General features: G+C 58.3%; 12 protein-coding genes and 1 pseudogene. 7 read left to right on the forward strand and 6 right to left on the reverse strand.

The genetic code is table 11. The annotated features are described in order from the left end of the window. Positions 1-226: 226 nt before the first annotated feature. The 3 genes from EGH23_RS19135 to EGH23_RS19145 form a co-directional block, all read right to left on the reverse strand. Positions 227-478, reverse strand: coding sequence for an acyl-CoA dehydrogenase family protein (locus EGH23_RS19135; protein WP_220581591.1), 252 nt, complete (start codon positions 476-478; stop codon positions 227-229). Beyond that, positions 475-768 carry a hypothetical protein gene (locus EGH23_RS19140; protein ID WP_220581592.1) on the reverse strand — a complete coding sequence of 98 codons (294 nt, stop codon included), beginning with the start codon at positions 766-768 and terminating at the stop codon, positions 475-477. The genes EGH23_RS19135 and EGH23_RS19140 overlap by 4 nt, the downstream gene beginning before the upstream one ends. A 133-nt stretch (positions 769-901) precedes the next feature. Beyond that, a complete protein-coding gene (locus tag EGH23_RS19145) occupies positions 902-1,306 on the reverse strand; it encodes a hypothetical protein (protein ID WP_220581593.1) in 405 nt (134 codons plus the stop codon). 324 nt (positions 1,307-1,630) lie between these two features. Here EGH23_RS19145 and EGH23_RS19150 point away from each other — a divergent pair, with 324 nt between their 5' ends. The 5 genes and pseudogenes from EGH23_RS19150 to EGH23_RS19170 form a co-directional block, all read left to right on the forward strand. Beyond that, complete coding sequence (locus tag EGH23_RS19150; RefSeq protein WP_220581594.1) at positions 1,631-1,972, forward strand: PadR family transcriptional regulator; 342 nt, start codon at positions 1,631-1,633, stop codon at positions 1,970-1,972. Positions 1,973-2,078: 106 nt separating this feature from the next. Beyond that, positions 2,079-2,375: a hypothetical protein gene (locus EGH23_RS19155; RefSeq protein WP_220581595.1), complete on the forward strand. Its 297-nt coding sequence runs from the start codon at positions 2,079-2,081 to the stop codon at positions 2,373-2,375. 340 nt (positions 2,376-2,715) lie between these two features. Further along, a complete protein-coding gene (locus EGH23_RS19160) occupies positions 2,716-2,928 on the forward strand; it encodes a hypothetical protein (RefSeq protein WP_220581596.1) in 213 nt (70 codons plus the stop codon). Positions 2,929-3,071: 143 nt separating this feature from the next. Next, positions 3,072-3,947: a hypothetical protein gene (locus EGH23_RS19165; RefSeq protein WP_220581597.1), complete on the forward strand. Its 876-nt coding sequence runs from the start codon at positions 3,072-3,074 to the stop codon at positions 3,945-3,947. A 251-nt stretch (positions 3,948-4,198) separates the two neighbouring features. Beyond that, positions 4,199-4,572, forward strand: a pseudogene (locus EGH23_RS19170) (HAD-IC family P-type ATPase); the annotation flags it as partial. Between the two features lie 504 nt (positions 4,573-5,076). Here EGH23_RS19170 and EGH23_RS19175 read toward each other — a convergent pair. Beyond that, a complete protein-coding gene (locus tag EGH23_RS19175; RefSeq protein WP_220581598.1) occupies positions 5,077-5,754 on the reverse strand; it encodes a helix-turn-helix domain-containing protein in 678 nt (225 codons plus the stop codon). A gap of 87 nt (positions 5,755-5,841) precedes the next feature. Between EGH23_RS19175 and EGH23_RS19180 the strand changes: the two genes are divergently transcribed. Both EGH23_RS19180 and EGH23_RS19185 read left to right on the forward strand, forming a co-directional pair. After that, a complete protein-coding gene (locus EGH23_RS19180) occupies positions 5,842-7,188 on the forward strand; it encodes a cytochrome P450 (RefSeq protein ID WP_220581599.1) in 1,347 nt (448 codons plus the stop codon). A 916-nt stretch (positions 7,189-8,104) separates the two neighbouring features. Next, entirely contained in the window at positions 8,105-10,063 is a 1,959-nt protein-coding gene (locus tag EGH23_RS19185; RefSeq protein ID WP_220581600.1) for an archaea-specific SMC-related protein, read from the forward strand. A gap of 5 nt (positions 10,064-10,068) precedes the next feature. Here EGH23_RS19185 and rdfA read toward each other — a convergent pair whose 3' ends face one another. After that, a complete protein-coding gene (gene rdfA, locus EGH23_RS19190; RefSeq protein WP_220581601.1) occupies positions 10,069-10,677 on the reverse strand; it encodes a rod-determining factor RdfA in 609 nt (202 codons plus the stop codon). A gap of 317 nt (positions 10,678-10,994) precedes the next feature. Beyond that, a complete protein-coding gene (locus EGH23_RS19195) occupies positions 10,995-13,073 on the reverse strand; it encodes a GH32 C-terminal domain-containing protein (protein WP_328766518.1) in 2,079 nt (692 codons plus the stop codon). Positions 13,074-13,079: the final 6 nt, after the last annotated feature.

The following is a 13,079-nucleotide window of genomic DNA, read 5'->3' on the forward strand; positions in this document are numbered from 1 at the left end:
GCCAGCATCGTGTCGGCGACCACCTATGATCGTCGCTTCAGCCGCACAGGGGTCCATCTGATACCAGTGAGGGAATTACCGTTCTCATGGACCATCTGTGACCCTCAACAGGCCAAGGTCCGTCTGTAACTATTGAAAACCTAGTGATGCTCACCGAAATGAGCAAGAAAAGATTAGTTTCTGTACCGAGCTGCTACAGTACCAGGTTAGCCAGCATCCTCACGATCTATTTCGTCGCCACAACATGCTGATACCTAGCTTGGGACGGCACTGGCTGCAGCGTTAGCCCAGCCAGCGCCAACTCCCGCAACACTTCTGGTGGCACACTCTCCCGGTCGCGCAACACAGCGTCGAGCGTCCACGCGTCGTGGCGACTGGCGTTCGGCGCGACCACGTCAACAGCGATGGTCGGCACTGAATCTCGAATCGCTCGTGCGGCGCGCCGCACCTGCTTCCGATCCTCGACGGTGCAGCTCATGCCTCGACACCCCGCACAAGATCACCGACCAGTGAGCCGCCGACGTGCGGGCCAACGTCCCAGCCACGCTTTCGCCGGGTGTGCTCACACCAGTCCCGGAGCGTTTGGCAAGGCGTCTCGGCAAGATCGAATTTCTCAGCGTTCAGATTTCCATCGACAACGACGACAGCAGATTCGTAGCTGTCCCAGTAGTGGGCAGCGTCGTCGGCATCAATGCCGACGAAGCACGGCTGCTGGGTCAGTCGGTCGCGGGCGATACGTTCTTGGGGATTGGCTTCTGTTCTCGACATGGGTCTGAGCAAGAACCCACGCGCCTCGGTGCTGGTACACCGGGGCGATTTCCTGATGGAAATCGGCCAGCGACGCGTGCGCTCTCAGTTATAACTCAGAAGCCCCATACCAATAAAACTTTTCCAGTACTGGCTAAAGATGGCTGCCGTCTATATCTGACTTTCCAGAAGTGGTATTCCCTTGAGCCACCTTCACTCCTTCTCCTGTAATTACCCAATACCCGGGATCTTCGTCTGAAATCACGAGGTTACCGTTCTCATAGTTCTCAGCATCAATTCGCTCAATAAGACCCTCCTCGCGGAGTTCTCCTAGGTAGTTCTTCAACGACCCTTCTCCAAAGTCGACACCCCGATAGGCAAGATTTCTGTAAAGTGCCCGTTTTGGTAAGGCTAAACGCGTCTCTTCCATAAATTCCAGAACGCGTTGTTTGCGCTCTTCTTTAGACGCCACACTCTGCTTCTCGTAGCCCTGTGCAATGACATTACTGAATCTGTCATATTTCTTTGATACTGGGCAATTATTTCTAGTTTTGGCCATATTTATCCAGTTGCGTGCAAAGCACTAAGTGCTTGCGCATCTCACAGTCTTAGCACAGCCGACGCGTCGCTCCTCGGGCGTCGTTGGAAAACCGAGTACGACGCCGTGGTGCAACACGGGCGCCGCGTCGGTCCAGAACCGCATGAACGCACACGCAACGGGGAGCCTTGAAACCTTCCCACGGACTGCGTCGTATCGCTATCCGATCATCAGCCAGCTTCGTCGTTTCGGATCACGACACCAACAGCCCACCTGTCGTTCACGTGCCCACAGTAGCCGTTGGAGCCCCGCTCACGACCGCACAGCCCGCCAAGGAGGCCCAGCATGACGTCCTACTACGCCCTCACGGGCTTCCAGCGCGATGTCTGCCAGGCCATCGCCGCCGTCGATGACGACCCCTACGGCCTCGCGCTCAAGGAGTACCTCGACGAGCGCTACCCCGAGCCGATCAACCACAGCCGCCTCTACCAGAACCTCGATACCCTCGCCGACAAGAACCTCATCACCTGCGACCCTCTCGACGACCGCACCAACGCCTACACCCTGACTGCGGCCGGCCACAAGCTCCTCACCCACCAGGCCGAGACCCTCGCCCGCTGCACTGACCGCCCGCGGCCGGTCGCCGATGGCGGTGCCCACGCCCCGACGGAGGCCGACCGGCCATGACTGGCCCCGTTGCACGAGCTTGCCCAGCCAGCGCTGAGATCCACGAACGGCCGTCGAACCCCCACCAGCACTGGGCGGCGACGAGACGCGCGCTGGGCGGGGATCGATGATGCCCGCCGTCGGCGCGGTCGTCGTCCTCACCAAACTCGACAGTACGCCACGGCTGTTCGTCACCGCCGTCGACGACGGCGACGACACTGTCACTGGCGTCTTGCTCGCGGATCTGGCCGCCGAGACGCTCCAACGGCTCGCCTCGGTCGGTGACCGCCACCGTCGCGAGGAGCTGGTACTCGCGGTGACACAGACTGAGCTCGCGCGGTTCTGTGTGCCAGTCGAAGAGTGTCGGCAGCTGGATGAATCGGGTTTCGATGGCGCTGCACGCCGGGAGCGTGAGACTCAATGACTCGTGCAGGACTACTGTCGCGTAGGTACAAGCGAACCTACACTGCGACTGACTGGCAGCGCCACGGACCCAGCCAGGGCTACGAGAAAGATGGTCGTGGTTGGGAGACGCGTCCGTATTCGTGTACGGGGCCGAAGCGTCCGATGGGAGTACCAGACCACCGGACGCGAGAACCGAAGATTCACGGCTGCTCCTCTGACAGCATTCACTTTATTTACCAATTAGTTGTAAAAAGCTTCTCACTAGATATATACGGGTCTTCCCGTCAGCCCCATCGCTCAGTTCGACTCTATCAGTGGCCTCACGATCCGCTCTCGGCGGACAATGGGGGTGATCGGTGATGGCCCGGACTGATCCCACAGCAGCGACCGGAGGCGATTCAGCACCCGCTCAGCGTCCGCAGTGGCGGCTGCGCTATCAGGTCGGGGATCTGGTCCACTACACCGAGTGGCACGAGGACTTTGCCACGGTCGAGAATCTCGCTGTGCAGTATCGACACGGCGACTACGGCCATGACGTCGTCATCGAACGCCGGACGGCGGTCGAGGGATGAGGGCACTCGGTCCCGACGGCGGTCTGGCTCGTGTCCTGCGCGGTGCGAGGAGTGGCCAGTCGCTGCTGTTGCCCAGTCACGCCTAGCCCGTGCCGTGGTCGGCACTGTTCGGTTCGATTCCGAGCACGGGCCCTGTGGTCAGTATGCCACGTAACACCAACGACGAGAACGAGACCGAGAGCACAGCCACCGACGACCAGCTGGCTGCCCAGCTGGGGATGGATATTACTGATGCGCCCGATACCGAGGCCCTACAGGAGCTGGTCGGGCAGTTAGAGGGGAAAACGGCACCCCCCGTTTCGAGTGTTCTCGAAGGACTGGTCGCGACCATCGACAGTCTGCAGGATCGGGTCGACGAACTCGAAGCCCAACAAGAGCAGACCCACGACGTCGCGACGACGGCTGTTGGGAAGTCAGCTGAAGCCGAGAGCCGCCTCGACGACGTTGAAGAGCAACAGGAGGAAACCCACGAGATCGCCAAGAGTGCCATCGCCAAAGCGCAGCAACTCGAAGCGGATCCTGACCAGCAGGAAGACGCTGAGACACTGCCCGAGGGCATCGAACCCAGTTCCTCGCCGTTGGATTTCTTCGCGAACTGCCGGCAGGCCAAAGTCAAGACGATGTTCGTCGAGCGCTCGAATCGGCAGAACACCTACCGAGCGATCAGCGTGGCCAAACGATGGCCGGAGTTCGCCACGGAACGGACTGACGGGAGCGGCGTGTTCTTCACCAAGGACGATGTGGAGACCGCGCTGACCGCCGAACTGGGGAAAGAACCGCACCGCCAGACAGTCAAGCGTGTCTGGGAGAAGCTGATCGAGATCGGTGGTGACGACCTTATCGAGAAGACGCGGCAAGTGGGACGGGACCAGACGAAGACGGAGTTATTGGCGATGGATGCCGAGACAGCAGAAGGACTGGTTGAGAAACGTTATGTCGGCTTGGATCTCTTGGAGAACGGCGACCGGAAAGCAACCACAGGAGGCGTCACACCCGTTGTGGTGGAGTCTTCGGGGTAACCTTGTGACGAACACGAGATAAGACGGGAATCGGCATAGAATCGACGCTGCTGGACGCGGTGGCACGTGCCCTGCTGCCGCTGGCGTGGCTGTTCGTTAGCTGCAGTAACCGGGAGCGACCCCATTCTTGCAGGAGTGGAGTGAGTGTTTGTAACACGAACGGAGCGACCACTCCCGGTTTCCGGTTCACAACGGGTGTGACGGGCCTCCAAGCAAGAAACCCTTCAGAGAGATACCAGAAGTCGCACGATACAGAGGGGAAGTTGGCCGCGATGGTCGGTGACGGCGTCAGCGACGCCCCCGCACTCACCAGAGCCGACGTCGGTATCGCCATCGGCTCCGAGACTAACGTCGCCATCGAGTCGGGCGATATCATCCGCGTCGACAACAATCCTCTGACGTTGTGCGACTCATCCAACTCTCGAAGGCGAGCTATCGAAAGATGCAGGAGAACCTCGTATGGGCGACCGGCTACAACGTGATCGCGCTCCCGCTTGCGGCCGGGATTCTCGCGCCCATTGGGATCCTACTGTCGCCAGCGACCGGTGCGGTGTTCCTGTCGCTATCGACGATCATCGTCGCGGTAAACGCCCGCCAACTCAGAGGGGTAGATCTCTCGGTATGACGACGCCGATTGTCGGAGTCTACGGTCGATTGACACACGAAAGCGGAAGAACTGGCCACTGCGCTTGACGACCCGAGTGGAATGACCATTGCTGGTCGCGACGAAACGAAGGTTACCGGCGTCACTCCTCACTCGAGTATTACGGCTCCGGCATGAAGATGACGTCGCGGCTGGTGAACAACTCTTGACCGAGATCAGAAACCATCTCGTCGAGGAGGGCTGCTCCCGTCCGAGCATTGATATCAACGTGGAGGTTTCCGACGACCCTGCATTTTCGCTCAGCCAAGCAGCACGGAATCAGGACCTCATTGTAATGGGGAAACGCAGGACATCGCCTCCGAGCGAATCTTCGGGAGAACGTACAATCAAGTCGCCGAGCGGACGGATTCCCCCGTTCTGGTTATCCGCGAACACTAACCGAATAGGGTTACAGCGGATACAGGCGAAAACCACGGCGGCAGTCATGGACGAAACCGTCACCGGGGAATCACGTCGAGCTTCGGTCTATCGTCGGCCACTGGCGAAATCGTCGGCGTAATCCACGATTATACGGCGTTCGATCCGCTGGAGGCGGTCGCTTATCGTAGCCGCAGTGAGGCCGAGTTCGTCAGCGAGAGCGCGGTGGGTCGTTTCACGGGGGACCTCGTAGTAACCCTCGCTGACAGCGCGTTCGAGGAGGTCACTCTGCGCGTCCGTCAGCAGCGCGTCGGTCCCGTCTTTCGATTCGAGCCGGCCGACTTTCAGGACCGAGAGACCGATCATATCGGGGATTTCAGCTGCCGCCCGTTTGATCCCCGCCGACCGTCCGATTACGGTGAACTCTATCACCCGCTCTCCGTGCTTTCGTCGGTGGTCTATCGGCCACTCAATCACGATGTCGTGTTCGTAGAGAATCGTGAGCAGTCGTTCGATGGAGCCGACCGTCTCGTAATGGCCGTAGAGGATGGCGTGTTCGTCGGTCCCGACGATGTTGAACTGGAGCACTCGGTCGCTCTCGCTCAGCAGTTCGCGGGCGACAGCGAGGTCACCGCGGAACTCCGACACCCCGACGTACTCCCCGTTCTGGACCGGGCCGACGTACCGGGTCGATTCGAGCGAAACTGCCTGGGACTCCCCGAACAGCGGGAACTCTGTCTGTCCCGAGAGCGAGAGCGACGCGTATCGAAGCGAGTCCGCGGACATGGACCTGTATTCTACGGGAGTTCGTATATAAATGGTTCTAGCATACCAGACGAAATCAGTAACTGCTCGGCGGCCCACTCACCGGGTGTGGTAGACAGCTTATCGGACGTCGAGTATCCGCCCGGCCCGTCAGGACTCCCTCTCGTCGGGGCGATGCCGAAGTCGATTCTCGGGGGATTAGAGTTCAACGAGCGCATGCTCGAGGAGTACGGAGACGTCGTCCACTGGACAGACCCCAGTGGCGACGTCTTTCAGCTCAACCACCCGGACGACATCGGTCACGTCCTGGTTCATAACAACACCAACTACCGGAAGGGAGAGCAGTTCCAGCAGTTGCTCGGCCCGCTCACCGGTAACGGGATTCTCAACAGCGAAGGCGAAGAGTGGCGGCGGAACCGTCACCTGGTTCAGCCGGCGTTCCACCCGGATCGGATTCAGACCTACGCTGAGATGATGACCGAGGAGACGGGCAGGATGCTCGACGAGTGGTCGGACGGCGAGACGCGCTCGATACACGAAGACATGATGGAGCTCACGCTCCGAATCGTTACGCGGGCACTCTTCGGAGTCGACATCGACGAATACGTAGACGATATCGAGACCGCAGTCAACGAGTTCCTCCCGGCGACATCCAGTCTCCCGAACGCCCTGTTGCCCGAAGACGTCCCGCTCCCGTCGCGCTGGCGGATGAGACGCGCCCGCGAGACCCTTGACGACGTCGTGGACGACATCATCCGGCAAAAGCGCGCCGATCCGGGGGGCGACGACGTGATTTCGATGCTGCTCGCCGCGGGCGACGAGGACGGACAGTCGATGTCCGAGGAGCAGATCCGCGACGAGGCGATCACGCTGATCGTAGCGGGTCACGAAACGACTGCCGTCTCGCTCACGTATACGACGTACCTGCTGGCACAACACCCGGAGATAGAGAGCAAACTGGTCGACGAACTCGAATTGGTACTTGACAACGAGGTTCCGACCATGAGTGACCTGCCCGAACTCACCTATACGGAACAGGTGGTAAAAGAGTCGATGCGGCTGTTCCCACCGGTCCCGGGCATCATTCGAGAGGCGAAGACCGCGGACGAGATCAGCGGCTATACGATTCCAGCAGGCTCGAAAGTACTCCTGAACCAGTGGGTCGTTCACCGGGATTCGCGGTGGTACGACGACCCCCTCGCCTTTGAGCCGGAACGCTGGACGAGGGAGTTCGAGCAGTCGCTTCCAAGCTTGGCGTACTTCCCGTTCTCCGCTGGGCCTCGCCGGTGTATCGGTGACCGCTTCGCGATGCTCGAGGCGCGGTTGCTCCTCGCGATGATATACCAGAACTACCATCTCGAACTAACCTCCGACCGAAATCTGGAGGTGCTGCAGACGATTACCTCGCGCCCGAAAGACGACGTGTCCGTGACGGTCCGTCGCCGGACGGAGTAGTCTCTGTTAGATGAACGGCTAAATCCGCTGACGACGCCGAGCTATACTTCAGCGAAAAATTCTCGGCTTGCGGATGGTGATAATGGACGACTCGCGCCATCTATACCTGTGAGTTCAGGAGACGAACCTAAATCAACTCGGTGTTCTTCATCTGAGAGTCCTGTTGATCCGCTACTGCTACGGTGAGGGGACACCGCCCTCTGATCAGACGACCTACCGACCGGATCGATACGGAACCAACCTTCTGAATTCGGCGGCACGTACCCTGCTGCCGCTGCCGTTGCTGTTTGCTAGCTGCAGGAACCGGGAGCGACCCCATTCTTACAGGAGCGAAGTGAGTGTTCGTAACACGAACGGAGCGACCAGTCCTAATTCCCTGCTCACAACAGGTGTGACGGACCTTTCAGCAGAATAGTTCTCTTGTGATGTGTGAGCGAGGAGCTCGACCGAGGGACGGCGATCGAGTTAGTCGGCCGAGACCGCATCAAGCGTGCAGAGCACGAACTATCGACCGTCGAAGCGTGCGTCCGTTGAGGCCTCATTGCTTCAAGATACCCGATCCTATACCAGAGATAGAGAAGTTAGATAGAATCCGCCAGATATAGAAGTATATTTTACAATATACTATTCTATATGGCCTTTTCTTCTCAAGGTTTGACCCTATTCAGAACGAGAGCTAGCAGAACAGATACAAAATCCGAAATTTGGACTTTCATATGGTTTAACCACCATTTATACGCAGGTATAGTTGTATGAGGGCACTATTTGTCTATTCATTATCGGATGGTCCTGCGAATTAGCTCTGGAAGCTCTACCACTCAACTAGATTCTAAAGCTTGTATAACATCGGTACCGGTGTTATCCTAAGCCCGAACCATAGAAAGCGGTATATATGTGAACAGTCAACACTGCTTCAATGACGAAGTCATCGGAGTTGGGGCAGCGATCTCGATTCGAGGTCGAAAATATCGGCGGGATAGACGATACAGCTGTCGAAATTCCACCCGGTGTGACGGTGCTTACCGGAAAGAATGCGACCAATCGGACCTCGTTTTTACAGGCCATTATCGCTGGGATGGGGAGCGACCGAGCGACAGTAAAAGGCGACGCTGATGAGGCGCAGGTCATTCTCATTCATGACGGGGAAACCTACGATCGGACGCTCTCACGCGATGAAGAGGGGAACGTCATCAGTACAGGCGAGGGTCTCCTTTCGGACCCAGCCGTTGCCGAACTGTTCGCGTTCCTCCTCGAGACGAATGAGGCTCGCCGAGCGGTCGCACTGGACGAAGACCTGCGCCGGCTCATCATGCGACCAGTCGATATCGATGAACTACGAACTGAGATACGCCAGACAAATGAGGAAAAACAGGCCATCAATGACGAATTGGCGACCATCGAATCGGTGAAACGGGAACTCCCGGAGCTGGAACAACAGCGGACGGAACTCAGAGAGCGGATAGAGACGAAACGTGCAGAACTCACTGACCTCGAGACTGAAATCGATCGCAGTAGTGGCGAGATAGAAGAGACACGAAAGGAGCAGGAACGACTCGAAGACAAACTCGAAGCGTTGCGGGATCGACGTAGCGAACTCGCTACTGTCCGTGACGAAATCGACAAACAGGAAGAGAGCCTTGCAGCGCTCAAACAGGATCGAACAGAGCTACAGCGGGATCAGGATGAGCTCGACGAATCGAGCGACGACACGGAGAGAGACATCGACGCCAGACTCTCACAACTCCGTGAGGAAAAGCGCGCCAGAAATGCCGAGATAAACGACCTCCAGAGTGTCATCACCTTCAATGAAGAAATGCTTGAAGACGCCGATAGCGCGGTCCTAAATGCCGTAGAGAAACAGCCTGAGACGATGGGGGACATTACGAACCAACTACTCGAGCGACAACAAGACGTGACCTGTTGGACCTGCGGATCGAGTGTTGAGAAAGAAGATATCGAACGGACGCTCGACCAGCTACAGACCTACCGACAGGAACAACTCGATGAGATTCGCTCGATCGAGTCCGAACTTGAACAGTTAAAAGAGCAACAGCGGGAACAAGAACAGATGCGCAAGCGCCGGGCCGATATCGAACGCCAGCTAGCGGAGATAGACGACGAAGTCGCGGAGCGAACCGACCGGTTAGAGCAATTGCGGACGCGTCGGAGCGAGCTGACTACGGAGATAGAGACACTAGAGTCAGAGGTTGAGAGTCTTCGTGTCGAGGATTTCGACGAGGTGCTCGAATTGCATAAGGAAGCAAATCAACTGGAGTTCGACATCGAACAGCTAGAATCCGAGTTAGAATCCGTCGCCGAGGAGATTGCTGAGAAGGAGGCGACAATTGCGGAGGCAGATGACCTACGAGAACGCCGGGAGGAACTGATGGACGAGCTCGAAGATCTGCGGACGCGCATCGACCAATTAGAGCGAGCGGCCGTCGAGCAGTTCAATACGCATATGGAGCAGGTACTCGATATTCTCGGTTACGACAACTTAGACCGAATCTGGATCGAGCGACGTACACAGGCAGACAGCGGCGGACTACCGACAGCCGAAGAGAGCACGACATTCGAACTCCACGTGGTCCGGACTACAGAAACTGGGGCTGCATACGAGGATACGATAGCACACTTGAGCGAGAGTGAGCGTGAGGTAACGGGACTGATCTTCGCGCTCGCGGGCTATCTGGTTCACGATCTCCATGAGACGGTGCCGTTCATGCTCATGGACTCGCTGGAGGCCATCGATTCGGCCCGCATTGCCGACCTGGTCGACTATTTCGCCGAGTTCGCGGAATATCTTATCGTTGCGCTCTTACCCGAGGATGCACAGGCATTACCGGAGTCGTACAACCGTGTCACCGATATCTGAGGATATTAACCGCAATCACAACCACCCTCGTCAAGCAGTTCTTCGATACTGTACTGGGAGCCACAGGACTCACAGAAGACGTTGACACCCACGAACATCCGGAAGGTGCCGAGATCGATTCGGTCCGTATCCCGCAGGCGTTCAAGCTTCTCTCGGCTGACTGCCTCAGTCCGGGTAATGAGTCGTTCTAATCGTTCCTGCTCCTTGGCTATCTGCTCGCTGTCTTCGGTCTGTTCGTAGCTCGCACCGCGGACGTTCTGGAGGTATCCCCGGATGGCCTGATAGGTGACGAAGTCGTCAGTGACTTCATCGATGTCGATACCGTGCTGTTCGAGATCACGTCGGGCCTCCGTCGCGCGCCCAGCACTCACCTCATCATCGTCAAGGAGTTCGTAGTATGACTCGACGTCACTGTCGACAGCACTCATTCCGTGGTCGCGCATCTGCGTCCGCAGTAGTTCCTCGTTGAACAGGGTCGCCAAGTCCCGGAGGCTCTTGCGTTCCGCACCCTCTCCGGTCCAGTACGCTTCGAGTTCCGCGCCGAACCCATCGAGTTCGTATATCTCGATGAGACGCCCCACCTTCGTCGTCGGCGTGTCGTCGGATCCGCTCATATGCGGGTGTTCTCGCATCGCGCAGTTATCAGTTCCGTCTTGGCGAATTTTGTCGATTCGTGTGCAATCTACTCGTTGACCATTGAGCTTTTCATAGGAGTCGTCGCCGAAGTTTACGGCTGAAATTAGTATTCGAATGCGGGGTACATAATCGGATCGGCGATTCGCCACTCTGCCGCCACTCTCAGCTTCCGATTGAAACGACCACCGAACTAGTAAAATAACCACCTCGCACGAGATAACCGCTCACAAACGCACAGAATCGATGGAGCGTCGACACGAGTGTAAGCCAGAATCGACGTGCCACTATAGGCCGGTTAGTCGAGACGCTCGAACCGCCACTGCTGGTTATCACCGCCCCACCACTCCCACTGCATCCCGTTGGCTCCGTCGGCAGTCGAGGCGTCCTCAACATCGAGATACCAGTCGCTATTGACGTTCTGTACCCGATAGAGACCGTTCGATACTGATTCGGCTGTCCACTGTTGGTTGTCACCGCCCCACCACTCCCACTGAGTGGTGTATGCTCCCTGGTCGGTCGAGGCGTCTGCGACATCGAGTACCTTACCGCTGTGGACGTTCTCGAACCGCCAGACTCCTGACGCGACTTCGTGGGCGATCCACTTCTGGTGGTCGTACCCGAGCCAATCCCATTGCTGAACGCGGTCGCCGTCGCCTGTCCCCGCGTCTCGGACTTCGAGCGTCTTCGCGCTGTTGCTGTTCTCGATGCGGTAGGTCGCGCCGTCGATGAGTCCGGGCTCGAACCCGTAGGCCGTGAGACTCTCGAGTGTGGCGGTCCCACCGCTGGCCGTCAGCGAGGTCCCGATACTGTCTTCGTGCGGGAATATCTGGTTCGACATGTTGAACCGGCCGTCGTTACCGAAGATCTCCACGAGGCTTCGATCGACGAGGACACGGAGCTGTATCGTCCCGTCGCTCAACGTGTCAAATGGCCCGCTGGCGACGTCTTTGTTCGTGTCGCCGAAGAACACGCCAGCGTCATTGCGGTTGAAGACGAGTTCGGTATTGACAGCGTCGTAGGTGATGCGCGTCGTCTCACTGTCGCCCTCGCGGACACCGAGGGTGATGGAATCGGCGTCACCGGGGTCGATAGTGGCGAAGAGTTCGAGGCGCTGTCCCTGTACGTTTGTTCCCGAGAGCGGGTCGTTCGCGGACGAGATCGGCTCCCCGCTCAGCGAAGCGAGTCGGTTCTCTCGAGCAGATTCGAGGGCACTGTCTGGACGCTGGCGCGGTTCGATTGCAGTCCCCGTATCGTACAGTTCCAGGCGCTGTGGGAACGACTGTGCGCCCTTCCATCCGTTATCGGGTGTGTCCATCGCGTAGTCCCAGTGGTTCATCCACGAGAGACTCAGGCGGTCGCCGGTTGCCGGTTCGTTGTCCCACGATTGCCCGCCGTAGAAGTCACGGCCGTCGTTTGCGTACACGGTGTTTTCGACGGTGAACGTCGTCCCGTCGAAACGCCCAATATGGTGTTCGACGTGGTCCCACTCGACGGAGATGGTCATCACCCACCGCCGCTCGCCAGTGTTCGTGACCGGAAGTTCGTAGAGGTCCGGGCACTCCCAACCAGCGCCGCCGGACTCGTAGGTACTCAGGTATGTCCAGTTCTTCAGATCGGGCGAGCGCCAGATTTCGATGCCTGCGGGATACGTTGTCCCGTCGTCCGTAGTCGAACTGACGCGAGCAATGGTCATTCGCCACTCACCGGCGGGTTCGTACCAGAACGGATTGGGATCGCGCCAGTCGTCGTGATTGGTGTTGATGACTGGATTCCCAGCGTACTTGGCGACAGTGTCGCCGCCATCAGTGCTGTAGGCGAGTCGCTGGTCCTGGGTTCCGTCGTCGTGACGGCCCGTATACATACAAACGAGCGCGTCGGTACCGAACCCCGACGTATTGTCCGCATCGATCACCGCGCCGCCGGAAAACGCCTGAACCGTGCTCGTATCCGAAATCTTTGTTCCGTGCTCTGTCCAGTTGACGAGATCCGTACTGGTTGCGTGGTCCCAGCGCCGTCGGTTTTCGCCCGCCTGATAGAACAGGTGGTACGTCCCATCGTGATACACCATCCCGTTCGGGTCGTTCATCCAACCGTCGTTCGGTGAGAAGTGATAGTCTGGGCGATAGGGTTGACCGTCGGCACTAGCGGACCCAACGAGTGAAGCGTCTTCAGAGAGGACACCGCTGAGAAGTGCCGTCGAGAGCCCCGCACCGAGACTCTTCAGGACGGTGCGTCGGCCTAACGGCGTGGCATCCTCCGTAATCGCCGAATTCGTCTGTGCTGTGCGTTGCCGAGCCGGATCGTCGATATCTCGTGTCATGGTATCGTGAGTGGCTGCCTGCGTGTTCCTATCTAGCACGTTTCTTGCAGCCATACGACT

It is taken from the genome of Haloarcula nitratireducens (genome assembly GCF_019599505.1).

Excerpts from the sequence above, each read along its gene's own strand:
- EGH23_RS19135 (WP_220581591.1), bottom strand. The coding sequence starts at position 478 with ATGAGCTGCACCGTCGAGGATCGGAAGCAGGTGCGGCGCGCCGCACGA.
- EGH23_RS19185 (WP_220581600.1), top strand. The coding sequence starts at position 8,105 with ATGACGAAGTCATCGGAGTTGGGGCAGCGATCTCGATTCGAGGTCGAA.
- EGH23_RS19155 (WP_220581595.1), top strand. The coding sequence starts at position 2,079 with ATGATGCCCGCCGTCGGCGCGGTCGTCGTCCTCACCAAACTCGACAGT.
- EGH23_RS19160 (WP_220581596.1), top strand. The coding sequence starts at position 2,716 with ATGGCCCGGACTGATCCCACAGCAGCGACCGGAGGCGATTCAGCACCC.
- rdfA (WP_220581601.1), bottom strand. The coding sequence starts at position 10,677 with ATGAGCGGATCCGACGACACGCCGACGACGAAGGTGGGGCGTCTCATC.
- EGH23_RS19175 (WP_220581598.1), bottom strand. The coding sequence starts at position 5,754 with ATGTCCGCGGACTCGCTTCGATACGCGTCGCTCTCGCTCTCGGGACAG.
- EGH23_RS19150 (WP_220581594.1), top strand. The coding sequence starts at position 1,631 with ATGACGTCCTACTACGCCCTCACGGGCTTCCAGCGCGATGTCTGCCAG.
- EGH23_RS19165 (WP_220581597.1), top strand. The coding sequence starts at position 3,072 with ATGCCACGTAACACCAACGACGAGAACGAGACCGAGAGCACAGCCACC.
- EGH23_RS19145 (WP_220581593.1), bottom strand. The coding sequence starts at position 1,306 with ATGGCCAAAACTAGAAATAATTGCCCAGTATCAAAGAAATATGACAGA.
- EGH23_RS19140 (WP_220581592.1), bottom strand. The coding sequence starts at position 768 with ATGTCGAGAACAGAAGCCAATCCCCAAGAACGTATCGCCCGCGACCGA.
- EGH23_RS19195 (WP_328766518.1), bottom strand. The coding sequence starts at position 13,073 with ATGGCTGCAAGAAACGTGCTAGATAGGAACACGCAGGCAGCCACTCAC.